Annotated in this window: 21 protein-coding genes; 8 read left to right on the top strand and 13 right to left on the bottom strand. The window is 62.5% G+C overall.

Annotation, left to right across the window (positions count from 1 at the left end; all coding sequences use genetic code 11):
* Window positions 1-32: 32 nt before the first annotated feature.
* Window positions 33-371, bottom strand: coding sequence for a hypothetical protein (locus I6L33_RS08235; protein ID WP_019839856.1), 339 nt, complete (start codon window positions 369-371; stop codon window positions 33-35).
* Between the two features lie 193 nt (window positions 372-564).
* Here I6L33_RS08235 and cutA point away from each other — a divergent pair, with 193 nt between their 5' ends.
* The 4 genes from cutA to I6L33_RS08215 all read left to right on the top strand — a co-directional run bounded on the left by cutA (window position 565) and on the right by I6L33_RS08215 (window position 3684).
* The gene (gene cutA, locus I6L33_RS08230) at window positions 565-882 is read left to right on the top strand and encodes a divalent-cation tolerance protein CutA (protein ID WP_043147305.1); all 318 of its coding nucleotides are present in this window, start codon (window positions 565-567) and stop codon (window positions 880-882) included.
* Complete coding sequence (locus I6L33_RS08225) at window positions 879-2669, top strand: protein-disulfide reductase DsbD (RefSeq protein ID WP_216973877.1); 1791 nt, start codon at window positions 879-881, stop codon at window positions 2667-2669. The genes cutA and I6L33_RS08225 overlap by 4 nt, the downstream gene beginning before the upstream one ends.
* The gene (locus tag I6L33_RS08220; RefSeq protein WP_216973876.1) at window positions 2659-3192 is read left to right on the top strand and encodes an N-acetyltransferase; all 534 of its coding nucleotides are present in this window, start codon (window positions 2659-2661) and stop codon (window positions 3190-3192) included. The genes I6L33_RS08225 and I6L33_RS08220 overlap by 11 nt, the downstream gene beginning before the upstream one ends.
* A 78-nt stretch (window positions 3193-3270) precedes the next feature.
* Entirely contained in the window at window positions 3271-3684 is a 414-nt protein-coding gene (locus I6L33_RS08215; RefSeq protein WP_005309347.1) for a hypothetical protein, read from the top strand.
* A gap of 30 nt (window positions 3685-3714) precedes the next feature.
* On the opposite strand, the gene I6L33_RS08210 is transcribed toward I6L33_RS08215, so the two are convergent.
* The 11 genes from I6L33_RS08210 to I6L33_RS08160 form a co-directional block, all read right to left on the bottom strand.
* Window positions 3715-4254 carry a hypothetical protein gene (locus I6L33_RS08210; protein ID WP_241032855.1) on the bottom strand — a complete coding sequence of 180 codons (540 nt, stop codon included), beginning with the start codon at window positions 4252-4254 and terminating at the stop codon, window positions 3715-3717.
* Between the two features lie 230 nt (window positions 4255-4484).
* Window positions 4485-5786 carry an FAD-binding oxidoreductase gene (locus I6L33_RS08205; RefSeq protein ID WP_216973875.1) on the bottom strand — a complete coding sequence of 434 codons (1302 nt, stop codon included), beginning with the start codon at window positions 5784-5786 and terminating at the stop codon, window positions 4485-4487.
* Between the two features lie 221 nt (window positions 5787-6007).
* Complete coding sequence (fbaA, locus tag I6L33_RS08200) at window positions 6008-7087, bottom strand: class II fructose-bisphosphate aldolase (protein ID WP_005309342.1); 1080 nt, start codon at window positions 7085-7087, stop codon at window positions 6008-6010.
* 115 nt (window positions 7088-7202) lie between these two features.
* Window positions 7203-8366, bottom strand: a complete 1164-nt coding sequence (locus I6L33_RS08195) for a phosphoglycerate kinase (RefSeq protein ID WP_017764769.1) — start codon at window positions 8364-8366, stop codon at window positions 7203-7205.
* A gap of 62 nt (window positions 8367-8428) precedes the next feature.
* Entirely contained in the window at window positions 8429-9439 is a 1011-nt protein-coding gene (epd, locus tag I6L33_RS08190) for an erythrose-4-phosphate dehydrogenase (RefSeq protein WP_010635047.1), read from the bottom strand.
* 49 nt (window positions 9440-9488) lie between these two features.
* The gene (locus I6L33_RS08185) at window positions 9489-10418 is read right to left on the bottom strand and encodes an ROK family protein (RefSeq protein WP_216973874.1); all 930 of its coding nucleotides are present in this window, start codon (window positions 10416-10418) and stop codon (window positions 9489-9491) included.
* A gap of 181 nt (window positions 10419-10599) precedes the next feature.
* A complete protein-coding gene (gene hemE, locus I6L33_RS08180) occupies window positions 10600-11667 on the bottom strand; it encodes a uroporphyrinogen decarboxylase (protein ID WP_010635049.1) in 1068 nt (355 codons plus the stop codon).
* A 155-nt stretch (window positions 11668-11822) separates the two neighbouring features.
* Window positions 11823-12602, bottom strand: a complete 780-nt coding sequence (gene nudC, locus I6L33_RS08175) for an NAD(+) diphosphatase (RefSeq protein WP_216973873.1) — start codon at window positions 12600-12602, stop codon at window positions 11823-11825.
* A gap of 200 nt (window positions 12603-12802) precedes the next feature.
* Window positions 12803-15967, bottom strand: coding sequence for a bifunctional proline dehydrogenase/L-glutamate gamma-semialdehyde dehydrogenase PutA (gene putA, locus I6L33_RS08170; RefSeq protein ID WP_216973872.1), 3165 nt, complete (start codon window positions 15965-15967; stop codon window positions 12803-12805).
* Window positions 15968-16237: 270 nt separating this feature from the next.
* Entirely contained in the window at window positions 16238-16843 is a 606-nt protein-coding gene (locus tag I6L33_RS08165; RefSeq protein WP_216973871.1) for a TIGR04211 family SH3 domain-containing protein, read from the bottom strand.
* Window positions 16844-16995: 152 nt separating this feature from the next.
* The gene (locus I6L33_RS08160; protein ID WP_017782385.1) at window positions 16996-17817 is read right to left on the bottom strand and encodes a potassium channel family protein; all 822 of its coding nucleotides are present in this window, start codon (window positions 17815-17817) and stop codon (window positions 16996-16998) included.
* Between the two features lie 31 nt (window positions 17818-17848).
* On the opposite strand from I6L33_RS08160, the gene I6L33_RS08155 reads away from it, so the two are divergent.
* The 4 genes from I6L33_RS08155 (at window position 17849) to I6L33_RS08140 (ending at window position 23973) form a co-directional block, all read left to right on the top strand.
* Complete coding sequence (locus I6L33_RS08155) at window positions 17849-19099, top strand: methyl-accepting chemotaxis protein (RefSeq protein ID WP_017764774.1); 1251 nt, start codon at window positions 17849-17851, stop codon at window positions 19097-19099.
* 91 nt (window positions 19100-19190) lie between these two features.
* Window positions 19191-19631: a GNAT family N-acetyltransferase gene (locus tag I6L33_RS08150; RefSeq protein WP_025202199.1), complete on the top strand. Its 441-nt coding sequence runs from the start codon at window positions 19191-19193 to the stop codon at window positions 19629-19631.
* Between the two features lie 130 nt (window positions 19632-19761).
* Window positions 19762-22635, top strand: a complete 2874-nt coding sequence (glnE, locus tag I6L33_RS08145; RefSeq protein WP_216973870.1) for a bifunctional [glutamate--ammonia ligase]-adenylyl-L-tyrosine phosphorylase/[glutamate--ammonia-ligase] adenylyltransferase — start codon at window positions 19762-19764, stop codon at window positions 22633-22635.
* A 246-nt stretch (window positions 22636-22881) separates the two neighbouring features.
* On the top strand, window positions 22882-23973 hold the full coding sequence (locus I6L33_RS08140; protein WP_010635056.1) for a type I restriction endonuclease: 1092 nt from the start codon (window positions 22882-22884) through the stop codon (window positions 23971-23973).
* A gap of 60 nt (window positions 23974-24033) precedes the next feature.
* On the opposite strand, the gene I6L33_RS08135 is transcribed toward I6L33_RS08140, so the two are convergent.
* Window positions 24034-24570 carry a GNAT family N-acetyltransferase gene (locus I6L33_RS08135; RefSeq protein WP_216973869.1) on the bottom strand — a complete coding sequence of 179 codons (537 nt, stop codon included), beginning with the start codon at window positions 24568-24570 and terminating at the stop codon, window positions 24034-24036.
* Between the last annotated feature and the right edge of the window lie 29 nt (window positions 24571-24599).

The raw sequence follows: 24599 nt of genomic DNA, 5'->3' as shown, positions 1-24599 counted from the left end.
GGAGGACAAGCCCGGCGGGCCTGCCGCGGCCTTCAGGCTTGTGCCTTCAGCTCTTCGGTCTGGGCCTCTGCCTCGGCCTCCTGGGTCAGCATGGCCTCAAGGTCGCTCTGGTACTGGGTCAGCAGACGCTGGGCCGCCACCATGTCACCCTTGTGCAGGCGCTCGAACAGATGGTGTTGCACCACGCCGTTGAGATACTCCACCGTGACCGGTTGCTCCAGGGTCTCCAGCAACTCCTCTTTTTCCAGCTCGGCATTGATTTCATCGGCACTGGTACGCAGCAGACCGGCCAGTTGCACCAACATACGGCGCTCACCTTCGCGCAACAGGCTCAACATGCGGTTTCTCTGCTGCTCATTCTGTTGGGTCATACATTTCCTTACGTCGAATGGGAACAAGCCCGCTCATTCTGCCTTGTCGCTCTGACAGCGTCTATCTCATGCCCCCCACTTATTTTCATGTCGCAGCCGCAAAGTGCGCCAGATGCTATTTGACCCGTCGCTAGGTATAGTAGCCACTGGTTTGCGGGCGCCTTGCCGCCCGGTACGGACGAGAAATTTCACCATGATTGACGCCATTCTGGTGCTTTGCACCTGCCCGGATGAGGCCAGTGCCGACCTCATATGCGAACAACTGCTCGACCGGCGGCTGGCGGCCTGCATCAACCAGCTGCCCGGCCTCACCTCCGTCTATCGCTGGCAGGGCCGGATCGAGCGGGCCACAGAGATCCAGCTCATCATCAAGTCGCAAGCGGCCCTGTTCGAGCCGCTGCGCCAGTGCATCCTTGCTCATCACCCCTATGAGGTGCCGGAGATCCTGGCGCTGCCGACAAGCCAGGGCCACCAGCCCTATCTCGACTGGATAAAACAGGAAACTTCATGACGCCGTTTCGCCTGCTCTCTCCCCTGCTGTTGCTCTGCGCCCTGCTGACCGGGCTCGGCTCACTGCCGGCCCGGGCCAGCAGCACGGATCTGCTGAGTGCCCTCGGCATCGAGGCCAGCGCCCAGCCCAAATTTCTGAAAGTGGACGAGGCGTTCGTCCTCGAGAGCGAACAGCAGGGCAACCGGCTGCTGCTGCGCCTGCGCATCGCCGACGACTACTACCTCTACCGCCACCGCTTCAGCTTCCAGGGCGAGAACCTCACCTTCGAGGAGCCGGTGCTGCCCGCCGGCACCGATCATGAAGATGACTTCTTCGGCAAGACCCAGGTCTATTACCGGGAGGTGCAGATCCCCGTCACCCTGACCGAGGCGGGCCAGCAGGCCAGCCTCAAGATCAGCTATCAGGGCTGCACCGACGGCCTCTGCTATCCCCCGACCGACAAGCGGATCGCCGTCGAGCCCCTCGTCGCCGAGCCGCCACATGACCAGGTCGATGCGCCCACGCCGGCCCCGGCCAGCAGTCAGCAGGATCAGCTGGCGGCCGCCCTCGGCAACCAGGGTTTCTGGCTCAGCGTCGCCGCCTTCTTCGCACTGGGGCTCGGCCTCGCCTTCACCCCCTGCGTCTTCCCCATGTATCCCATCCTGACCGGGATCATCGCCGGGGCCGGCCATCGCCTCTCCACCCGCCGCGCCTTCCTGCTCTCCTTCGTCTACGTGCAGGGGATGGCGGTCACCTACACCCTGCTCGGGCTGGTGGTGGCGTCGGCAGGCTTGAAATTCCAGGCCGCGCTGCAGCACCCCTATGTGCTGATCGGGCTCTCGGTGATGTTCGTGCTGCTGGCCCTCTCCATGTTCGGGCTCTATACCCTGCAGCTGCCGAGCAGCCTGCAGACCCGCCTCTCCGGTCTCTCCAACCGCCAGCAGGGCGGCTCCGTGCTCGGGGTCGGCATCATGGGGATGATCTCCGGCCTGGTCTGCTCCCCCTGCACCACGGCCCCCCTCTCCGGCGCCCTCATCTACGTGGCCCAGAGCGGCGATCTCTGGCTCGGCGGCGCGGCCCTCTACGCCCTGTCGCTCGGCATGGGGCTGCCGCTGCTACTGCTCGGCACCTCGGGCGGCAAGCTGCTGCCCAAGGCGGGCGCCTGGATGGACGTAATCAAGCAGCTGTTCGGGTTTGCGCTGCTGGCGGTGCCCATCCTGCTGCTCTCCAGGCTGTGGAGCGATCAGGTCGCCACCCTGGCCTGGCTCGGCTGGGGGCTGCTGCTGTGCGGCTACCTCTACCATCACAACCAGCACCAGCAACATTCGGTGGGGCGCAGCCTGCGCGGTTTCGTGCTGCTGCTGGCGATGATCAGTGCCGTGGTGGTGGGCAAGGATCTGCTGCTGCCCTCCCCGGGCGCCAGCGTCGCCGCCCAGGCCGAGACCCCGGCCTTCATCCGCATCAAGACCCTGGACGATCTCAAGACCCAGCTGGCCGCCGCCCGCGGCAAGCCGGTGCTGCTCGATCTCTATGCCGACTGGTGCGTGGCCTGCAAGGAGTTCGAACACAAGACCTTCAACGACCCCGCCGTGCGCGAGCGCTTCGGCCAGATGGTACTGCTGCAGGCGGACGTCACCGCCAACGACGATGCCGATGTAGAACTGCTCAACGGCCTCAACGTGCTGGGCCTGCCGACCCTGATCTTCTTCGACCGCGCCGGCAATGAGGTGAGCGGCCAGCGGGTGACCGGCTTTATGGGGCCCGCCGAGTTCCTCGGTCAGCTGGACAGGATTGGCGATGCCAACTGAGCTGCGTCAGCTGCAGGCAAGCGATGCGCCCGCCCTGCAGCGGCTGTTCGAACTGGCTCCAGCCTATCAGGCAGCGATAAGTCACGCGCCGCTCTGCGCCCAGGCAGCAGAGGAGGCGCTCACGGCCTGTCCGCCAACGCTGCCCTTCTCTGCCAAACAGGTGATCGGGTGCTGGGAGGCGGGGGAGCTTACCGCCGTGCTCGATCTGCTGCGCGGCTATCCCGAACCGACCACCGCCTATCTGGGGCTGTTGCTGGTAGGGGAACTCTGGCAAGGGGCTGGCCGGGGGCAGGCACTCTATCTTCACGCCTGCACGCTGGCTCGCGCTTGGGGCGCAACCCGGCTGCGCCTGTCGGTCATTGCCAGCAATGAGGTCGCCTTGTCCTTCTGGCAGCGCCGAGGGTTCACCGAGTGCTATCGCCGCGAGCTGGCCGGCTACCGGGCCGAGGCTATCGTGCTGGAGTGTGCCATCGACCCTGCCCCTTCCGGGCACACCCCCTCCCTCTCACCCCTTACTGACTGATTTTTCTGGCAATCCCTTGTATATGGTCGGCAGCATGGCAAAATTTGCCCTTTCCCGTCTCGTTCGTCCGGAGTTTTGATGAAAAAGTGGTTCATCCCCCTGCTGGCCCTCTGGCTCTATGGCTGTTACGCAGGTCCAGGTGAAGAGGCAATCCGGACCCAGGTCACCGCCAAGTTGCAGGCAGACACCGACGCCAATCTGTTCGAGATCAGCGACTTCGCCATCCTCGATAAAGAAGAGCGCATGGAGGGGGTCTATCTGGTCAAGGTGAGCTACCAGCTCCACTTCAAGCGGGGACTGGAGCAGTTGCAGGTACTGCAGGACGAGGATCTGGTCTATGACAGGGTCGGCCCCTTCCAGCAGGAGATGGGGCTGATGGAGCTGGAGCGCAAGTACGGTGAGTTCGAGGCGGGCCAGGTGCTGCCGCAGCAGGCCGAGGTGTGGATGATGAAGACCGAGCAGGGCTGGCGTCTGGCCGAGCCCGCTCACTGACGCGGCCCCGGCCAGGCAACCCGGGCCGACTCAGGCCTGGGTATCCACCATATAACCCTTCCGGTCGGGCGCGTCACTCGGGATCTTGCTGGCAAAGGCCGACAAAAGATCTTTCAGAGTCACCCCGCTACCGCTGTTGCCGCTGCTCTCCAGCAGGCTGGAGAATTGACTCTGCAGGGCGCTCACCTCGCTGCCAGGCTCCCCTTCCCCATCCAGCTGACCCAGCAGGCTCTGCAGATCCAGCTTCATGGGATTGTCATTGCTGCCAGTGGCGATGGCCTTGCTCCCCTCCTGCTGAGCGTGCAGGGCATCCATCAGGCTCGCCATGAAGGAATCGAGTGAACCACCGCTGGCGGCGGTACTCTCGGCACTCTCACAGCTCTCTTCCTCGCTCTTGCCCGACAGGCCCAGCTCGGCCAGCACCGACTTGAGATCCTGCTCCATCTTGTTGCTCGCACCGGGGGGCGGCGGGGGCGGCATCTCTGGTCTCTCCTGCCGTTCGCCGCTGCGCGTTGCCAGCAGTTGCGCCAGCGAGCCGACGCTTCCCGCGGCTGTTACGTTTGTTGTCATTGTCCTTATCTCCTGAGCGGGGCCGCCGCTGATCCTCAGCGGCTCGAACCCCGTTCACAGATGGCAAACCCCGCGCCAATCCGGTGTGTTCCTCTGATCAGCACAAGAAATTGGCGCACGATGGATTTTTGACAACTCCGGCTATAAAGCGAGGCAACGGCAGGATAAATCCGGCTGGCCGGCAAACGGGGCGGCAACCGCTTGCCGAGCCGTGGCAAGCCCTGACTCGCTTAGAACAGATCCTTGAAGCGGTACCAGAGCATGCCGAGCGCCAGCAAGGGCGAGCGCAGCGCCGGGCCGCCGGGGAAGGTCATGTGCGGCACGCGGCCAAACAGATCCAACCCCCGGCTCTCCCCCCTGATCGCCTCTGCCACCAGCTTGCCCGCCATGTGGGTAGCGTTGAGGCCGTGACCGGAATAGGCCTGGGCATAGAAGACGTTGGGATGATCCGCCAGGCGGCCGATCTGGGGCAGCCGGTTGGCCCCTATGCCTATCATGCCGCCCCACTGGAACTCGATGGCGGTCTCCGCCAGCTCGGGAAACACCCGCAGCAGCTTGGGCAGCATGAAGGCCTTGATGTCGCGAGGATCCCGTCCCGAGTAGTTGCAGGCGCCGCCAAACAGCAGGCGGCCGTCGGCGGAGAGGCGGTAGTAGTCGAGCGCCACGTTCTGATCGCACACCGCCATGTTTTGCGGCAGCAGCCGCTGGCGCAGCCGTTTCTCCAGCACCTCGGTGGCGAGGATGTAGGAGCCCGCCGGCAGCACCTTGCCCCCCAGCTCGGGGTTGAGGTCATTGAGATAGGCGTTGCAGCCGATCACCAGGTAGTCGGCGCTGACCCGGCCATGGGCCGTGGTGACCTGCAGCCGCTCGCCATAGTCGATGTGCACCACTCTGGATTGCTCAAACAGCGCCACCCCCAGGCTGGCCGCCGCGCGCGCCTCACCCAGCGCCAGATTGAGAGGGTGCAGGTGGCCGGAGCCCATGTCGATCATGCCGCCGATGTAGCGCTCCGACCCCACCACTGTATGCATATCTTCGCGCGCCACCAGTTTCAGCTCGTGCCGGTAGCCGAGGCTCGCCAGGTGCGCGAGCTCATCTTCGAAGCCGGCCAGATGGCGCTGACGGGTGGCCAGATCGCAGTAACCCCAGCGCAGGTCGCAGTCGATGTTGAAACGCTCGACTCGCTCGCGCACCAGCTCGACCGCCGCCAGCCCCATCAGATCCAGCTCGCGCACACCCTCTTCACCAATCCAGCGGGCGAACTGGCTGGTGTCGTGACCGATACCGCGAATGAGCTGACCACCGTTGCGCCCGGAGGCGCCCCAGCCGATACGGTTGGCTTCCAGCAGCACCACCTTGTAGCCAGCCTCGGCCAGATTGATGGCGGTATTGAGACCGGTGAAGCCGCCGCCGATGATGCAGACCTCGGCATTGTACTCCCCGCTGAGCTCTGGCCACTGCTGATTGTCATTGCGGGTGGCCGCGTAGTAGGAGGCCACGTGTTCCTGATGTGTGTTGTGCTTTCCCTGCATGTTCAGCATCCTGCCCTGGTCCCGTTGCGTTTACTAAAATAAACGGCCTGTCATCGATAATACGCAGGCCCCCGCCGCCAATCCAGCCCGCTGGGATCACAGAAATGCAAAAGGCGTCCCAAAGGACGCCTTGTCACGAGTCGACCGCCCATCGCGATCCGCACTCATGCAAAAGGCGCCCCACAGGGCGCCTTTTCATGCAATCAAGATGCTGTAACGAATTACAGTACGTTGATGGCGTTCAGGTCGGAGAAAGCCTGTTCCAGACGCTTGATCATGGAAGTCTGACCGGCACGCAGCCATACGCGCGGATCGTAGAACTTCTTGTTCGGCTTGTCGGCACCTTCCGGGTTGCCCAGCTGACCTTGCAGGTAGGCTTCGTTGGTCTTGTAGAAGTCCAGGATGCCTTCCCAGGTCGCCCACTGGGTGTCGGTGTCGATGTTCATCTTCACTACGCCGTAGGAGATGGACTCGCGGATCTCTTCCAGAGTGGAGCCTGAGCCACCGTGGAATACGAAGTCCAGAGACTTGGCCGGGATGCCGAATTTCTCGGACACGTACTTCTGGGAAGCGTCCAGGATGGACGGGGTCAGCTTGACGTTACCCGGCTTGTAGACACCGTGCACGTTGCCGAAGGAGGCAGCGATGGTGAAGCGCGGGCTGATCTTGGACAGACGCTCGTAGGCGTAGGCCACGTCTTCCGGCTGGGTGTACAGAGCGGACTGATCCATGTGGCTGTTGTCGACGCCGTCTTCTTCGCCGCCGGTGCAACCCAGTTCCAGTTCCAGAGTCATGTTCATCTTGGCCATGCGGGTCAGGTACTCGCAGCAGATGTCGATGTTCTCTTCCAGAGACTCTTCGGACAGATCCAGCATGTGGGAGGAGAACAGCGGCTTGCCGGTTTCAGCGAAGTGCTTCTCACCCGCTTCCAGCAGACCGTCGATCCACGGCAGCAGCTTCTTGGCAGCGTGGTCGGTGTGCAGGATGACCGGTACACCGTAAGCTTCGGCAACGGCGTGCACGTGCTTGGCACCGGAGATGGCACCGATGATGGCAGCCTGCTGACCTTCCAGCTTCAGACCCTTACCAGCGGTGAATGCAGCACCACCGTTGGAGAACTGAACGATAACCGGCGCTTTCACCTTGGCGGCAGCTTCCAGCACGGCGTTCACGGAGTCGGTACCGACGCAGTTGACTGCCGGCAGAGCGAAGCCGTTCTCTTTCGCGATGGCGAACACTTTCTGAACGTCATCACCAGTGATCACGCCCGGTTTTACGAAGTCGAAAATTTTCTTAGACATGTTTAATCGTCCTGTCTCGTATGCCGTTAATAAAAAATGGGGGGTTCATCATGAACCGGCACAGCGGCCACATGATAAACGAAACGGGAGGCTTTTGCCCCCCGTCTCGGGTCAATTAGGCTTTGGCGCGCTGTTCCAGAATCGCAACAGCCGGCAGTACCTTGCCTTCCACGAACTCCAGGAAGGCGCCGCCGCCGGTGGAGATGTAGGAGACCTTGTCGGCGATGCCGAACTTGTCGATGGCGGCCAGGGTGTCACCACCGCCCGCGATGGAGAAGGCCGGGGATTCAGCGATGGCGCGAGCGATCACTTCGGTACCCTTGGCGAACTGGTCGAACTCGAACACGCCGACCGGGCCGTTCCACAGGATGGTCTTGGCGTTCATGATGATGTCGGCCAGGGCCTTGGCAGAGTCAGGGCCGATGTCGAAGATCATGTCGCCGTCGGTCACGTCAGAGACGGACTTGATGGTGGCCGGGGTGGACTCGGAGAACTCGGCACCCACAACCACGTCGGTGGTCACCGGGATATTGGTTTCGGCAGCCAGTTTCTTGGCGGTGTCGATCAGGTCGTGCTCGCACAGGGACTTGCCGACGTTGTGACCGGCAGCAGCGATGAAGGTGTTGGCGATGCCACCACCGACCACCAGCTGGTCAGCGATCTTGGAGAGGGATTCCAGTACGGTCAGCTTGGTGGAGACCTTGGAGCCGCCAACGATGGCAACCATCGGGCGCTCGGGCTTCAGCATGGCTTTGCCCAGGGCTTCCAGTTCACCAGCCAGCAGCGGGCCGGCACAGGCGACCGGTGCGAACTGGGCCACACCGTAGGTGGAACCTTCGGCGCGGTGAGCAGTACCGAACGCATCCATTACAAAGACGTCACACAGGGCGGCGTATTTTTTGGCCAGCTCTTCGGTGTTCTTCTTCTCGCCTTTGTTGAAACGGCAGTTTTCCAGCACAACCAGCTCACCGGCGGCGACTTCTACGCCATCCAGGTAGTCTTTGGCCAGACGAACCGGGCAGGACAGTGCGTCTTTCAGATAGTTGACAACCGGAGCCAGGGAGAATTCTTCGTTGTATTCACCCTCGGTCGGACGACCCAGGTGGGAGGTGATCATCAGCTTGGCGCCCTTTTCCAGAGCCAGCTTGATGGTCGGCAGAGTCGCAACGATACGTGCATCGGAGGTGACCTTGCCGTCTTTTACCGGCACGTTCAGGTCAGCACGGATCAGAACGCGTTTGCCCGCCAGATCCAGGTCAGTCATCTTGATAACAGACATATTCAGTCCTCTATATTTTCAGGTAATGTTAAAAACAGTAACCTTGCGCCCGGTGCAGGCTCTCAGCCTGCGGCCATCATGGCCCGGGTGGTATCCAGCATGCGGTTGGCGAAGCCCCATTCGTTATCACACCACATCAACATCTTGACGAGGTTGGCATCGCTGACCCGGGTCTGGGTACCATCAATGATGCAGGAGTGAGCATCATGATTAAAGTCTACGGAGACCAGTGGCTCTTCCGTGTAATCCAGAATACCGCTTAATGTACCTCTGGATGCCCGTTGCAGGGCTTGATTTACGTCAGTAACCGTCACTTTTTTACGAACAGTAATACTGAGATCCATTGCCGTTACATTGATGGTCGGTACCCGTACCGCGATCGCCTCGAACTTGCCGGCGAAGTGGGGGAGGATCCGCTCCAACCCCTTGGCCAGCTTGGTATCCACCGGGATGATGGACTGGCTGGCGGCGCGGGTTCGGCGCAAGTCGCTGTGGTAGGCATCGATGACTTGCTGATCATGCATGGCAGAATGAATTGTCGTAATAGTACCACAATTTATCTCGAATTCTCGATGCAATGTTTCGATGACGGGGACCACGCAGTTGGTGGTGCAGGAGGCGTTCGAGACGATCCGCTCGCGCCCCGTCAGCACCTGATGGTTGACCCCGTAGACGATGGTGGCGTCCACGTCCGCCTCGGCCGGATGGGAGAACAACACCTTGCCCGCCCCCGCCGCCAGATGCAGCTCGGCATCGGCCCGCGAGCCGAACACCCCGGTACAGTCCAGCACCACGTCCACCCCCAGCGCCCGCCACGGCAAGCGCGACGGATCCCGCTCAGCGAACAGGGAGATGAGATCCTCCCCCACCAGCATGCTGTTGCCGGCCAGCTGCACCGGATGGTGGAAGCGACCGTGGCTGGTGTCGAAGCGGGTCAGGTGCACCATGGCCTCGGGGGCGGCCAGCTCGTTGATGGCCACTATCTTGATGTTCTTGTCGCGGCCGCTCTCGTAGAGGGCCCGCAGCACGTTGCGGCCGATCCGCCCGTACCCGTTGATGGCAATCTTGATCATGAAAATTCCGGGTCCTCAGCATGGACAAAGGGACAAGCGGATGGCTGACTCACGACAGCAGGGCATCCTGAAATTCACCGCGGGCCAGCAGTGCCGCCCCGAATACCCCGGCGCTGTCCCCCAGGGCTGGAGCAATAATGGGGGTGGCGAAGCGGGGATTAAAGAGGAAGGGCAAAATAGTCTCCCGTCCGGCACGGTACAGGCTCTGCACGTTGCCGACCCCGCCGCCGATGACGATCACATCCGGATCCAGGATGTTGACCACGTTGGCCAGCGCCTGGCCAAACAGCAGATGCAGCCGGTCGATGGTGAGCTTGGCCACGTGGTCGTGAGCCGTCACCGCCGCGATCTTGGCCAGCGGGAGGCGGCGCTTGGCCTTGGCCTCATACCAGGCCTCCAGCGCCGGGCCGCTGATGAAGGTCTCGACGCAGCCGCGCTTGCCGCAGTAGCACTCGGGGCCGTCGGGTGAGAGCACGTTGTGGCCCCACTCGCCGGCAATGCCGTGGTGACCGTTGAGGATGCGGCCGTTGATGACGATGCCGGAGCCAACCCCGGTCCCCATGATGATGCCGAACACCACCTTGGCGTCGGGATGGTGCTGGCGCACCGCCCCCAGATGGGTTTCCGCCAGCGCGAAGCAGTTGGCGTCGTTGGCGATAAGCACCGGCACGCCGAGCCGGCGCTCCAGATCTTCCTTGAACGGCCTGCCGTTGAGCTCGGTGGTATTGCAGTTCTTCATCAGGCCGGTTTGCGGATCCCGCGCCCCCGGCGTTCCCATGCCGATGAGGGTCGGCCGCTGACCGAGCTTGTCGACACACTCTGCCACCAGTTTGGCGATCTGACCGATCATGTGGTCATAACCGCCGGCACGCTCGGTGGGAATGCGATGGCGCAGCAGCACCTCGTCCCCTTCCAGTACCACGCACTCGCACTTGGTACCGCCAAGGTCGATACCCCAATCCAACAACCTGTTGCTCATCCTGCCTCCAGCCATGACCGCAGGGCGCCAACTCCGGAGTGCACGCTGCCGTGCTCGCCTGAAGTCGACCGCCCTCTACCGGGTTGCAGTGTAACCCGAGCGGCGGTCAGGATGCAGCCCCCGCCGCAGGCAGCAAAACGGGGCCCGCAGGCCCCGTTGTTCATTGTGTTGTCGGCGGCGCTCAGCGGCCGTGGTACTGGGCTGACAGCTCGTGGACCGCGTTGACGAACACGCCGGCATGCTCCGGGTTCACATCCTGATGGATGCCGTGACCCAGGTTGAAGACGTGGCCGTTGCCGTGACCGAAACCGGCCAGGATGGAGGCGACCTCTTCACGGATGCGAGCCGGGCTGGCGTACAGCATGGAAGGGTCCATGTTGCCCTGCAGCGCCACCTTGTCGCCGACCCGGCGCTTGGCGTCGGCGATGTCGGTGGTCCAGTCCAGACCCAGCGCATCGCAACCGGTGGCGGCGATCTGCTCCAGCCACTGACCACCGTTCTTGGTGAACAGGGTGACCGGCACGCGGCGACCGTCATGCTCGCGAATGAGGCCATCGACGATCTTGTGCATGTACTGCAGGGAGAAGTCGCGGTAATCGCGCGGGGTGAGCACGCCGCCCCAGGTGTCAAACACCATGACCGCCTGGGCACCCGCCTTGATCTGGGCGTTGAGGTAAGCAATCACGCTGTCGGCCAGCTTGTCGAGCAGCAGGTGCAGGGTCTGCGGCTCTGCGTACATCATCTGCTTGATCTTGGTGAACGCCTTGGAACTGCCCCCCTCCACCATGTAGGTGGCCAGGGTCCAGGGGCTGCCGGAGAAGCCGATGAGCGGCACTTCGCCCTTGAGCTCACGGCGGATGGTGCGCACCGCATTCATCACGTAGCCCAGCTCATCTTCCGGATCCGGCACCGGCAGCGCCTGCACGTCAGCCATGGAGGTGATCGGACGCTCGAAGCGCGGGCCTTCACCCTGCTCGAAGTAGAGACCGAGCCCCATGGCATCGGGCACGGTGAGGATGTCGGAGAAGAGGATGGCGGCATCGAGCGGATAGCGGCGCAGCGGCTGCAGGGTGACTTCACAAGCCAGCTCGGCGTTGCGGCACAGGGACATGAAATCCCCCGCCTGGGCGCGCGTGGCCTTGTATTCCGGCAGATAGCGGCCAGCCTGGCGCATCATCCATACCGGAGTCATGTCCACTTCCTGGCGCAGCAGGGCACGCAGGTAACGATCGTTCTTCAGCTCTTTCATCCCAGTTCCTGAGTTCATATCCAGCATAAAATGGCGGATATGATACCACTTTGTGCGCGGCGGGGGGCGGCTCAAACGCCTGTCGCCGCCGTTGGAGTGCAAAGATGTGAAGGGGCGCAAACAAGCGCCCCTCTTTGCATCCCTCGTGGCATCCCTCAGGCCTGTTCGCCGAGGCTGAGCTCGATGAGCCGCCGCGCTATGGTGCCGTGGGGCGGCAGCCTTGGCAGCGCATCGGCCTCGAAGAAATCGGCCGCCACCAGCTCCTCGTCCTGCACCCGGATCTCGCCGCTCTCATAATCGGCGGTGAAGCCCATCATCAGGCTGTGGGGAAACGGCCAGGGCTGGCTCGCCACGTAACGCACATTGCGCACCCGGATGCCGCTCTCCTCGAACACCTCCCGCGCCACGCACTGCTCGAGGTTCTCCCCCGCCTCCACGAAGCCGGCCAGCACGGTATACATGGGATCCTCGGCCTGATAGTGACGGCGGTGGGCCGCCAGCAAGATGGCGGGCCCCTTGCGCACCGCCACGATAATGCAGGGGGAGATGCGCGGATAGACCAGGTGGCCATGGCGGCACCCTTGCGCCCACTCCCCCGCCTTCGGGCTCATGGGAGCACCGCACTCGCCGCAGAAGCGGTGGGTACGGCGAAAGGTGGCAAGCTGCCAGGCGCGGCCGGCCAGGCGAAAGCCCTCTTCATCCCCGGCCACCATCAGCTGGCGCAGGGGGGTAAGGGCCTCGAGATCTGCCTCTTCCCCCAGATCCAGCAGCAGGCAGGGCAGCCCGTCCCACTCGTCAAAGCGCTCAAAGGCAGCATGCTGCAAGTGGCTGGGCAGACAGGCGCGGGGGCCTTGTGGAATGCGCCCCTGGTCATCCAGCAGGACGAGGTGATCGCCCCCCAGCACGAACCAGCGGGCCTGTTCGGTTAATGGCATAGATGCAGCACTCTTTGTTGTGACGTCGGTCGGGATGCGCGCCCGGGACTGGGCGGCGGTGACGGATGAAAGCGACAACCGGCCACCATCTTAAGACGCGGCAAGCCGGGTGGCGACCCCAAGATGGCGGCTTTTCAATACCCATGAGAATGCCCATGAAAAAGGCCGCCCGCAGGCGGCCTGATGTCGGTCACGGTCGATCAGGCATCGCCCATCGCCAGCAGTGAGGCGTTGCCGCCCACCGCCGTGGTGTTGATGGTGCGGGTCTTCTCGGTCACAAAGCGGCTCAGATAGTGAGGGCCGCCCGCCTTGGGGCCGGTGCCGGAGAGGCCCTGCCCGCCGAACGGCTGCACCCCGACCATGGCGCCGATCTGGTTGCGGTTGATGTAGACGTTGCCCACGTTGATGCGGCTCGCCAGCTCCTCGGCATGGGATTCGTTGCGGCTGTGGATCCCCAGCGTCAGGCCGTAACCGGTGCCGTTGATATCCGCGATCACCTTGTCCAGATCCCGCGCGGCGTAGCGCACCACGTGCAGGATGGGGCCGAACTGCTCGCGGGTCAGCTCGCGGATGGAGCCAATCTCCAGCGCGGTCGGCTGCACGAAGTGGCCCCCCAGGGTCACCGCCGGCATCGGCGCCTGTGCGATCAGACGGGCACGCGGGATCATGTGCACCAGGTGTGCATCCAGCCCCGCCTTGGCCTCGGCGTCGATGACCGGGCCGACGTCGGTGTTGTGCTCGGCCGGGTTGCCCACTTTGAGCTCCTGCAGGGCACCGGTCAGGATCTCCAGCACCCGCGGCGCGATCTCTTCCTGCAGGTAGAGCACCCGCAGGGCGGAGCAGCGCTGGCCGGCGCTCTGGAAGGCGGCGCTCACCACGTCGCGCACCACCTGCTCCGGCAGGGCGGTGGAGTCGACGATCATGGCGTTCTGGCCACCGGTCTCGGCGATGAGCGGCAGGATGGCGCCATCGCGCTGGGCCAGAGTCATGTTGATGAGCTTGGCGGTCTCGGTGGAGCCGGTGAAGCAGACGCCGCCAATGCGGGCATCCGCCGTCAGCTTGGCACCCACGGTGGCACCGTCACCCGGCAACAGTTGCAGCACGTCGCCCGGAATGCCGGCCTGATGGGCCAGGGTCACCGCCAGGTGGGCGATGAGGCCGGTCTGCTCGGCCGGCTTGGCGATGACGGTGTTGCCGGTGGCCAGCGCCGCGGCGACCTGACCCAGGAAAATCGCCAGCGGGAAGTTCCACGGGCTGATGCAGACGAACACGCCGCGCCCCTGCAGGAACAGCTCGTTCATCTCGCCGGTGTAACCGGGCAGCAGGGTGGCCTGCCCCATCAGGCCGCGGGCCTGCACCGCGTAGTAGCGGCAGAAGTCCACCGCCTCGCGCACCTCGTCGATGCCGTCCTGCAGCAGCTTGCCCGCCTCGCGGGTACAGAGGGAGATGAACTGCTCGCGGTTCGCTTCCAGCAGATCCGCCAGTTTCTCAAGGGCGGCGGCACGCTCGCTCACCGGGGTCTCGCGCCAGCGCGGGAAGGCGGCATGGGCCGAGGCCAGCGCCTGCTCCACCGCCTGCTCGTCAGCCCAGTGGATCTTGCCGACGGTCAGGCTCACATCCTGCGGGCTCAGCACCACGCGGGCCTCGCTGCGCTTGAGGGTCTCGCCATCGACGATGGGGCCCGCCAGCCACTGCTTGCTCTCCAGCTCCTTCAACTTGGCGAAGAAGGGGCGCTGGATGGAGACGATGTTCATGTTGACGCCGCTGGAGTTCTTGCGGTCGCTGAACAGATTCACCGGCTGCGGAATGCGATCGTTGGCCAGGCTGGAGTAGCGCTTGAGGGTGCGCAGCGGGTGCTCGGCCAGGGAATCGACCGGGGTATTGGGGTCCACCAGCTTGTGGACGAAGGAGGTGTTGGCCCCGTTCTCCAGCAGGCGGCGCACCAGGTATGGCAGCAGATCCTTGTGGGCCCCCACCGGCGCATAGATGCGGCAGTGCAGACCTGGCTGCTCGTTCAGTACCGCGTTGTGCAGCTCCTCCCCCATGCCGTGCAGGCGCTGGAATTCGAACTGGCGATCGCCGGCCATCTCCAGAATGCTGACCACTGTGTTGGCGTTGTGGGTGGCAAACTGGGGCGAGATGAAGCCGCGGGTCGGCTCGCTCAGCAGGTAGCGGGCGCAGGCGAGGTAGGAGATGTCGGTGCCCGCCTTGCGGGTAAACAGCGGGTAGCCGGGCAGACCGGCCTGCTGGGCATATTTCAGCTCGCTGTCCCAGTAGGCCCCCTTCACCAGCCGCACCGGGATCATATCCCCCTGCTCGCGGGCCAGCGCGGTGAGCCAGCAGAGCACCGGCAGCGCGCGCTTGGAGTAGGCCTGCACCACCATGCCGAGCTTGCCCCAGCCGCGGTTCGCCTCGGAGCGGTAGAGCTGCTCGAACAAGTCCAGGGAGAGCTCGAGGCGGTCCATCTCTTCGGCATCGATGCTGATGGCCACGTCCTTGTCGCGGGCCAGACGCACCAGCCCCACCAGCCGCTCACACATCTCGCCGAGCACCCGCTCGCGGTTGGCCACGTCATAGCGCGGATGCAGCGCCGACAGCTTGATGGAGATGGAGGGGGCCGGGCCGCCGTCGCTGATGCGCTCGCCGCCCACCGCCTCGATGGCGCGCTGGTAGTCACCGAAATACTTGTCGGCATCGGCCAGGGTCAGGGCGGACTCCCCCAGCATGTCATAGGTGTGGGTGTAACCCTTCTCGCGGGACTTGCGGCTCGCCTTGAGGGCTTCCTTCATGTCGCGCCCCAGCACGAACTGCTTGCCCATGATCTTCATGGCGGCGTACATGGCGGATCGCACCACCGGCTCCCCCAGCTTGTTGACCATGCGGCCCAGCAGGTTGGCCGGGTTGCCGTCCAGCTTCTTGTCCAGCTTGATGATCTTGCCGGTCAGCATCAGCCCCCAGGTGGAGGCGTTCACCAGGGTGGAGTCGCTCTTGCGAAAATGGGACGACCAGTTGGCGCCGGAGAGCTTGTCCTTGATCAGGGCATCGGCGGTTTCGGCATCGGGAATGCGCAGCAGCGCCTCCGCCAGGCACATCAGGATGATCCCCTCCTGGGTATCCAGGCTGTACTCCTGCAGGAAGGCGTCGATGCCGTCGCCGGAGCCGCTCTCCTTGCGCACCTTGGTTACCAGGGTGCGGGCACGCTGGGTCACCCGCTCCAGCGAGGCGCCATCCCCCGGCAGCATGGCCGACAGTTCGGCCAGATAGGCATTTTCATCCACCACGTAGTTCTGGGTGATGGCTTCGCGCAGGGCGGCCAGATCGGAGGGAATGTAGTCAGCGGCAAGCACTTGGGTAGCTTTGAACATATGGGGTCTTCCTGTACGCCCTAGGGCTGATATCGACGAAGGCGGTCGTGCCGCCGAAATGCCGATAATGTATACAATATCAACCCATAGATGAAATGAAATTGTTGCCTGTTATTAACAAAGATCGCTGATTGGCTCATATGGCGCACTATATCGGCGCCATATGCCTACCAGGCAAAATTCATCGCCTTATTTTGTATACAATTTTCCGCCAGGCAAAAAAAGAAGGGTCGCCATGGCGACCCTTCACGCTGCTGCCGACAGCGGTTGTCAGTTCATCCAGCGATCACCGCGGCTGCGGCGACGGGGCAGCATGGGCAGCAGGATGCCGAGCAGAATGCCGCCCCCCACCATGGCACCACCGCGGATGAACCAGTCCATCTGCATATCGTGCTCCTGGTTGTCGTAGCTCTGGGTCAGGGCATCGTTCTGTTCCTTGAGGTTGCCCATCTCCTCGCCCTGGCTGGCCAACTGGGCCTTGAGGGTGGCGATCTCCTTGCTCTGCTCGGCGATCTTGCCATCCTTCTCGGCGAAGCGCTTCTCGTTGTCACCGTTGAGGTTCAGCAGGCGGGCCTTGGCCTCCTCCAGCTCTTTCTGTACCTGGGGCAGCCGCTCGCGCAGGCTGATCTCGCCCTGCAACTCGCTGCTCTTGATCCAGCCCTCACGGCCGCGACCGTCCACCACCTGGGTAAAACCGGCCTCGTTGTTCACTGTCTTGACGTCCAGCGGCTCACCCGCCTTGACGCTGCCAAGGATCCGGTACTGGGTGCCCGGACCATTGTGAATAAAGGTAAAGATGTTGTCTGAAACATAGCGGGTATCGGCCAGTGCCTGTTGGGCACACAAGCAGATCAGGATCCCGAGAAGGGCGCGCATGGTCGATCGGTTCTCTTCGTTTGGTTAGGTGACTGGCGAATGTTAAGCCGCCGGCGGGTCAAAGGACAAGCAAAGAAAAGGGCTCCCCCCCGAGCTGAGAGGTGGCTCGCAACTTGTCTCTATCGCGACGCGACCATTCCGGACGCCGCTGCCTATTTCTGTTTCAGTGCCTTCACTTCGGCCCGCAGGGCACGCAACTCCTGCAGCAGCAGATCTTGCTGTGCGCTCTGGTGATGGCGCCACTTCTCCAGCTCCGCATCCCCCCGTCCCGGCTGCAGGAACAGGCTGGCCATGAAACCGCTGATGGCACCGAACAGACCGACCCCGAACAGGATCAGCAGGCTGGCGACGAAGCGCCCCTCCTCCGTCTTGGGCACCAGATCGCCATAGCCCACGGTGGAGAGGGTCACCAGCGTCCACCAGAAGGCATCGTAGGGAGTCTGGATCTGGCTGCCGGGCTGGCCCGACTCGACCCAGTACATCACCCCTGATCCCACCCCCAGCAGCAGGAAGAACAGAAACAGGATGCCGGAGAGGGTGGTCTCGTTGCGCTCGCGGCGAAACATGGCCAGCAGATCCGGCTGATCCCGCAGCAGCTGGTAGATCCGCCACAATTGGATGAGCCGGGCCCAGCGCAGCTGCTCCACCATGGGCAGACTGCCCGGCAGATAGAACCAGTTGGCCTTGAAGAAGGCCATCCGGTCGGGGGCCCGGATCCAGCCATAGGCGAAGTGACCGAGGAAGAAGTAGCAGATCAGGCTGTCGACGTCATAGAAGAGCTGCAGGGTCTGGGGGGCCAGGGTTTGATGACCCCACCAGCGGGCCGTGACCAGCACAACCGAGATCACCGACAGAAACGCCATCAACAGATCCATGGCGCGTAGATGAGTTAAGTGATGGCGCATACATTTTCCCACTTTAGGCACGGTGCGAATTAATAAAAAGGAAGATAATGCCGATAGTCCTGAGGACAAAGGAAAACCGGTCATTAAAAGGAGAAATATTATGCAGTTAAACCCGCTGGAGAAGCGAATGAGCAATATCCGGCTGGTACCCAAAGTGGTACTGCTCATGGTGTTCAGTACTGTGCTGCTGCTGATCAAGCTCTGGTTCGACGCCAGCAATCTGGAAACCACCCTGCTCAGCGAAGGGATCGCCCCCGACAAGGCAGATACCATCGCCAACAGCCTGCTCTGGACCGGGCTGATGGAGACCGCCATTATGGGGCTGGTCTTCGTGGTACTGCTGCTGACCGGCTCGCGCCTGATGGTCAAGCAGGTGCACTATCTGGTGGGCCTGCTGGAACGCTTCGCCCGCAAGGATCTGAGCCACCGGGTGCTGCTCAAGTCCCGTGACGAATTCGGCGACATCGCCAAGGCGGTGGCCCACTCCCAGGAGAACCTCAAGGAGGTGTTCGGCACCCAGCGCGTCGCCTGCAAGGAGCTCAATGACATCGCCTCCCAGGTGACCCTCTGCATGGAGGAGGCCAACGAGGCCATCAGCGAGGAGTTCACCCAGATTGAGCAGCTGGCCAGCGCCATGAGCCAGATGGTGGGCGCCATCCGCGAGGTGGCCGCCCATGCGGAGCAGGCCTCCCACGCCACCGCCGAAACCAGCCAGCTGGCGGAAGAGGGGAGCCGCTGCGTGGCTGCCACCGTCAACACCATCGACACCCTCTCCGGCAACATTCAGCGCTCCTCCACCGTGGTCAACCAGGTGGAACAGGGGGTCGATCAGATAGGCTCAGTGGTCGACACCATTCGCGGCATCTCGGAGCAGACCAACCTGCTGGCGCTCAACGCCGCCATCGAAGCCGCCCGTGCCGGTGAGGCGGGCCGTGGCTTCGCGGTGGTCGCCTCCGAGGTACGGGAGCTGGCCAACCGGGCCCAGGCCGCCACCGTCGAGATCCAGAAGATGATCGAGCAGCTACAGGGCAACGCCCGCCAGGCCGCCGAACTGATGGCCCAGAGCGTGCAGCAGGCCGACAAGGGGGTGGAGCAGGTGACCCAGGCCGGCGACCAGCTAGCCACCATAGTGCAGCGGGTACAGGGGGTGGCCGACATGAACCGCCAGATCGCCGCCGCCTCCGAGCAGCAGAGCTCGGTGGCCGAGGAGATGAGCGGCAACCTGGAGCAGGTCAAGCAGGTGGTGGAGGGTTCCGTCGTGGTGCTGCGCGAGCTGCAGGAGGCTTCCGAACTGGTAGAGCGCCACAGCCAGACCCTGGATACTCATATTCAGGCCTTCAAGCTGGCCTGACACAGAGCCGCTGTTGTTGAACGCCGCAATCCGGTTAGACTGGAAGGCCCCCACGAGGGGCCTTTCTTTTTCATCGCGGCAAGGAGCCAGGATGCAGACCACAGAACTTGCGCTTGAAATCAGCGCCGACCAGGGGCGGCTCGACCTGCCGCTGATCCACCGTTTCCTGTCGGAACAGGCCTACTGGTGTCGCGGCATTCCCCTTGCCACCCTGCAGCGGGCCATCAACCATTCGCTCTGCTTTGGCGGCTACCTCGGCGGCCAGCAGGTCGCCTTCGCCCGGGTCATCACAGACCGCGCCACCTTCGGCTATCTGGCCGACGTGTTCGTGCAGCCCGAGTATCGCGGCCGCGGCTACAGCAAGGCACTGGTGGCAGCCATACTCGACCATCCCGAGCTGCAGGGATTGCGCCGCCTCTCCCTCGCCACCTCCGATGCCCACAGCCTCTACGCCGGTTTCGGCTTCGCACCGCCCGCAAGCCCCGGCAGCCTGATGGAGATCTACCACCCCGATATCTACCAGCGCACCTGAATGGTCGGCTACCGATAATTCCCGCCGGATCATGCTTCTCGCCCCTGCGCTGTGACGCGGGGGCCCGACAGTGCTAGATTGGCAGCCAGCTTTTTATCCGGCAGTTTCGTTAATCACAAGGACGGCAACCGTGGCCCAGCACTCTCCCTCTTTCTCCGCCTTCTCCCCCCTGCTGCAGGAGCTGGCCCAGCGCCACTGGCAACGGCTGACTGAACTGGCCCCCGACTACGGCACGCTGCCCGAGCCGGTACGCCAGACCCTGCTGACCCTGCTCGGTCTCTCCGATTTTGTCGCCGATTCCCTCTGCAAACAGCCGGAGTTGCTGACCGAGCTGCTCTCCTCCGGAGATCTGGAGCAGGCCGAGCGCTGGCCCGCCTACCAACGCGATCTGGCCGCCCTGCTGGCCCAGGTGGACGACGAGGAGGCGCTCAAGCGCATCCTGCGCCAGTTCCGCCGCAGCCGCATGCTGGTGATCGCCTGGCGCGAACTACTGGGTCATGCCGAGGTTGAAGAGAGCTTTATCCACCTCACCAAACTGGCGGATGCGCTCATCTGCTCCGCCCGCGACTGGCTCTACGCCAAGCAGTGTGGCGAGCTGGGCACCCCGATGGACGGCAACGGCAACCCGCAGCCGCTGCTCATTCTCGGCATGGGCAAGCTGGGTGGTGGCGAGCTCAACTTCTCCTCCGACATCGACCTTATCTTCACCTTCCCCGAGAACGGCTACACGGTCGGTGGGCGGCGCGAGCTCGCCAACCAGCAGTTCTTCATCAAGCTGGGCCAACGCATCATCAACGCCCTGCACCAGAGCACGGTCGACGGCCAGGTGTTTCGGGTCGACATGCGGCTGCGCCCCTTTGGCGACGCGGGGCCGCTCGCCATCTCGTTTGCCGCCATGGAGGATTACTACCAGCACCACGGTCGCAACTGGGAGCGCTACGCCATGGTCAAGGCGCGGGTGCTGGGGCCCCAGTGCGAACACGCGGTGGAGCTGGCCGAGATGCTGCGTCCCTTCGTGTTTCGCCGCTATATCGACTTTGGCGTCATCGACGGCCTGCGCCAGATGAAGGCGATGATTGCCGCCGAGGTGCGTCGCAAGGGGCTGGAGGGCAACATCAAGCTGGGGGCTGGCGGCATTCGCGAGGTGGAGTTCATCGCCCAGGCGCTGCAGCTTATTCGTGGCGGTCGTGAACCAGCGCTGCGGGTGCGCCATCTGCCGGAGGCGCTGGCCGCCATCGCCCAGTGCGGCGCCCTCGAATCCACCCATTGCGACCGCCTGCTGGAGGCCTATCGCTTCCTGCGCCGGGTCGAGAACGTCTTGCAGGAGATCGGCGATCAGCAGACCCAGACCCTGCCCACCGAGGAGCGGGATCGCCAGCGCCTCATCGCGTCCCTCGGCTTTACCGACTGGGGCGCCTTTATGGCCCACCTGGACGAGGAGATGGCGGCCGTCCACCAAGAGTTCGCCGCCGTGGTGGGGGAGGAAAAAGAGGCCCCCGCCCATCTGGAGCAGCTCTGGCTCGATCTGTGGCGCACCGAGCTTGACGCCGCCGAGCTGGAGCAACTGCTGACCGCCCAGGGGGTGGCCGAGCCCGCCTCGCTCTGCACCGCCCTGCTGCGCTTCAAGGAGGAGTACAAGCGCCGTCAGGTCGGCCCACAGGGGCGCATCGCGCTGGACTGGCTGATGCCGGAACTGCTACGACTGGTGGTCGCCAGCGAGCAACCCGCCCGTCTGTTCGAGCGGGTGTGCGAGCTACTCACCCGCATCTTCACCCGCAGCGCCTATCTGCAGCTGCTGGCGGAGAACCCGGGCGCCCTGCGCCAGCTGGTGCGGCTCTGCGACGCCAGCCATCTGGTGAGCGAGCAGCTGGCCCGCTACCCGATTTTGCTGGACGAGCTGCTCGACCCCCAGCACCTCTATCACCCCACCCCGCTCGATCAGTACAAGCCCCAGCTGCGCCAGTTCCTGCTGCGCATCCCCGAAGAGGACGTGGAGCAGCAGATGGAGGCGCTGCGCCAGTTCAAGCAGGTGCAGCTGCTGCGCATCGTGGCGGCCGACATTGCCGGCGCCCTGCCGCTGATGAAGGTGAGCGACCACCTCACCTGGCTGGCGGAGGCGATCACCGAAGAGGTGGTCAATCAGGCCTGGGCCCAGATGAGCGAACGCTACGGAGTGCCGCCCGAGGTGGCGGTGAGCGGCCAGCGCGGCTTTGCGGTGGTGGCCTACGGCAAGCTGGGCGGCATCGAGCTCGGCTACGGCTCCGATCTCGACCTGGTGTTCCTGCACGGCGGTGACCCCAACAGCTACACCGACGGGCGCAAGCCCATCGACAGTCGCCAGTTCTACCTGCGTCTGGCCCAGCGGATCCTGCACCTGTTCAGCACCCGCACCCCCTCCGGCATCCTCTACGAGATCGACATGCGGCTGCGCCCCTCCGGCGACTCTGGCCTGCTGGTCTCATCGCTGTCGGCCTATGAGCTGTATCAGCAAAACGAGGCCTGGACCTGGGAGCATCAGGCGCTGGTGCGGGCCCGTCCCATCTATGGCGATGAGGCGGTGATCGCCGAGTTTGCCCGCATCCGACGCGCCGTGCTGGCCAAGGAGCGTGACCTGCCGACCCTGGCCCGCGAGGTGCGCGAGATGCGCCACAAGATGCGGGATCACCTGCTCAAGGCGGGTGCCGGAGAGTTCGATCTCAAGCAATCCCCCGGCGGCATGGTGGATATCGAGTTCATCGCCCAGTACCTGGTGCTGGCCCACGCCTGCGGCGAACCCGAGGCGCTCACCCGCTGGTCCGATAACGTGCGCATCTTCGACGAGTGCGTGCTGGCGGGGGTGCTGACCCTGGAGCAGGCGGAGGGGCTCAAGCACGCCTATCTGGAGATCCGCAACCTCGGCCATCGCCTCAACCTCTCCGAGGTCTCCCGCAAGGTGGGGGACGACCAGTTGCTGACCGAACGAGGCCATGTGCTGGCGGTCTGGCAACAACAGCTGGGGGAGTAAACGGAAGGGGCGCCGAGGCGCCCCTTTTAATTGCTCTTTGCGACAATGAGCCAAATATTTTTCACATAAAACTCAATAGCGGTGAGCTAGATCCTGTTTCAGGCATACAAACCTTGGAATCGTATGGCACTTTGCTGAATATAAGCAGAGGTTATGGGTATCCAGTCTCCATTATTCAGCCCGGAAATGATGGAGGGGAATATAGCGTTAAAAAGTACCACCTTGCCGCCATACAGAGAGGAAGAAATGGATTTTTCAGAACAGCTACAGAGTCTATCCAAAAAAATTGCGCAACAAGCATCGATGATCACCACTGAAGAAGCGACCAAAAATGCCTTTGTCATGCCATTTCTCAATCGTGTTCTCGGTTATGATGTCTTTGACCCCACCGAGGTAATCCCCGAGTTCACCGCAGATACCGGTATCAAAAAGGGAGAAAAGGTTGACTATGCCATTCTGAAGGATGGCCAAATTCAAATTCTGGTTGAATGTAAAAAATACAGTGAAAAGCTGTCTGCAAAACATTCAGGCCAACTCTTTCGTTATTTCTCGGTCACCAATGCCAGAATTGGCATTCTCACCAATGGTGCTCAGTATGAATTTTATACCGACCTGGATGCACCAAATAAAATGGATGAAAAACCATTTCTAACATTGGATCTTGAGGACATAGATGAGCATGTCGTTCCTGAAGTATTAAAACTGACTAAAACCGCCTTCGATGTTGAGTCCGTTGTTGATGCTGCAGGAGAACTCAAATATCTTAGCCAGATCAAAAAACTACTTGCCGAGCAATTTGCTTCTCCAGAAGAGGATTTCGTCAAATTCTTTGCATCTCGTATTTATGATGGCGTACTGACAGCCAGGGTGAAGCAGTCGTTCACTGATATCAGCAAGAAAGCACTGAACCAATTCCTCAACGATAGCATCAATGCAAGATTGAAGTCTGCAATAGGTAATAGTGTCAGTACTTCAACTGTCTCATCAATCTCAGAGAGCGATCTGCCTAGTGACAACAGCGAAAATGATAACAATAAAGAAAAATCCAGAGTAGACACCACTATTGAAGAAATGGAAGCGTTCAATGTGGTTAAAGCAATACTCAGACAGCAATTTGATGTCGCCAGGATTGCCCCCAGAGATACCCAAAGTTATTTTGGAATCCTGCTGGATGACAATAACCGGAAACCACTTTGCAGATTACATTTTAACTCTCGCCAAAAATATATAGGCCTGTTTGATGAGGAAAAGAAAGAAACTCGACATCCGATTGGCTCAATAGATGAGATTTTCACTTTTGCAGATCAACTGCTTCATACTACTGCCGTCTACGAATAATCCTGCTATCAGGGGGAGAGACCTCCCCCTTCACTTCACAATAGAGTGCCTGTCACTGATTCAGGCCGGGCCGTGATCCATCACTGTCTCCACCAGCACCTTGTTGAAACGCCGATAATCCTCCTTGTCGAGCGGGGCCGGATAGCTCAGCACCCGCAGCGCATGTCCCTCGCAATCAGGCTGATAGGGCGGGTGCACGTGGTCATGCTCGCTCAGGCAAAAGCCCAGCGACTGGTAGAAGCGCAGCCGGCGCAGGGAAATCTCGTCCTCTGGCGGGTCTATCTCCAGAATGACCGGGCGCCCCGCCGTCTCGCAGAAGGCGGCAAGCAGGCGTGAGCCGTGGTTCTGGCCGCGCAGGGCCGGGTTGATGGCCAGGTGTTCGATGTAGATCTGCTCGCCGCAGTCCCACCAGAAGATGAAGCCGAGCAGCTGCTCACCCTGATAAAAGAGCTGACAGTGAAAGCGGGAGTCTGCCATCTTGAGCTCTTGATGCTGCGGCTGGCGCTGTTCGTAGCGGGGAAAGCTGCTGCCGTAGATCTGCCAGACCAGCGGCCAGTCCGGATGGGATACCTCTCTTGCGATTTCACTTCGACTCATTCATCTGCTCCTTGGTAAAACCACAGTGA

The sequence above is a fragment of the Aeromonas sp. FDAARGOS 1403 genome, from assembly GCF_019047325.1.
Classification (GTDB): domain Bacteria; phylum Pseudomonadota; class Gammaproteobacteria; order Enterobacterales; family Aeromonadaceae; genus Aeromonas; species Aeromonas dhakensis.
This window is presented reverse-complemented; position numbering and strand designations above follow the sequence as displayed.

Excerpts from the sequence above, each read along its gene's own strand:
- I6L33_RS08165 (WP_216973871.1), bottom strand. The coding sequence starts at position 16,843 with ATGCGCGCCCTTCTCGGGATCCTGATCTGCTTGTGTGCCCAACAGGCA.
- I6L33_RS08205 (WP_216973875.1), bottom strand. The coding sequence starts at position 5,786 with ATGCAGGGAAAGCACAACACACATCAGGAACACGTGGCCTCCTACTAC.
- I6L33_RS08185 (WP_216973874.1), bottom strand. The coding sequence starts at position 10,418 with ATGAGCAACAGGTTGTTGGATTGGGGTATCGACCTTGGCGGTACCAAG.
- I6L33_RS08195 (WP_017764769.1), bottom strand. The coding sequence starts at position 8,366 with ATGTCTGTTATCAAGATGACTGACCTGGATCTGGCGGGCAAACGCGTT.
- I6L33_RS08140 (WP_010635056.1), top strand. The coding sequence starts at position 22,882 with ATGGATTTTTCAGAACAGCTACAGAGTCTATCCAAAAAAATTGCGCAA.
- I6L33_RS08135 (WP_216973869.1), bottom strand. The coding sequence starts at position 24,570 with ATGAGTCGAAGTGAAATCGCAAGAGAGGTATCCCATCCGGACTGGCCG.
- hemE (WP_010635049.1), bottom strand. The coding sequence starts at position 11,667 with ATGAAAGAGCTGAAGAACGATCGTTACCTGCGTGCCCTGCTGCGCCAG.
- nudC (WP_216973873.1), bottom strand. The coding sequence starts at position 12,602 with ATGCCATTAACCGAACAGGCCCGCTGGTTCGTGCTGGGGGGCGATCAC.
- I6L33_RS08155 (WP_017764774.1), top strand. The coding sequence starts at position 17,849 with ATGCAGTTAAACCCGCTGGAGAAGCGAATGAGCAATATCCGGCTGGTA.
- fbaA (WP_005309342.1), bottom strand. The coding sequence starts at position 7,087 with ATGTCTAAGAAAATTTTCGACTTCGTAAAACCGGGCGTGATCACTGGT.
- I6L33_RS08225 (WP_216973877.1), top strand. The coding sequence starts at position 879 with ATGACGCCGTTTCGCCTGCTCTCTCCCCTGCTGTTGCTCTGCGCCCTG.
- epd (WP_010635047.1), bottom strand. The coding sequence starts at position 9,439 with ATGATCAAGATTGCCATCAACGGGTACGGGCGGATCGGCCGCAACGTG.
- I6L33_RS08220 (WP_216973876.1), top strand. The coding sequence starts at position 2,659 with ATGCCAACTGAGCTGCGTCAGCTGCAGGCAAGCGATGCGCCCGCCCTG.
- I6L33_RS08150 (WP_025202199.1), top strand. The coding sequence starts at position 19,191 with ATGCAGACCACAGAACTTGCGCTTGAAATCAGCGCCGACCAGGGGCGG.
- I6L33_RS08235 (WP_019839856.1), bottom strand. The coding sequence starts at position 371 with ATGACCCAACAGAATGAGCAGCAGAGAAACCGCATGTTGAGCCTGTTG.
- I6L33_RS08210 (WP_241032855.1), bottom strand. The coding sequence starts at position 4,254 with ATGACAACAAACGTAACAGCCGCGGGAAGCGTCGGCTCGCTGGCGCAA.
- putA (WP_216973872.1), bottom strand. The coding sequence starts at position 15,967 with ATGTTCAAAGCTACCCAAGTGCTTGCCGCTGACTACATTCCCTCCGAT.
- I6L33_RS08215 (WP_005309347.1), top strand. The coding sequence starts at position 3,271 with ATGAAAAAGTGGTTCATCCCCCTGCTGGCCCTCTGGCTCTATGGCTGT.
- cutA (WP_043147305.1), top strand. The coding sequence starts at position 565 with ATGATTGACGCCATTCTGGTGCTTTGCACCTGCCCGGATGAGGCCAGT.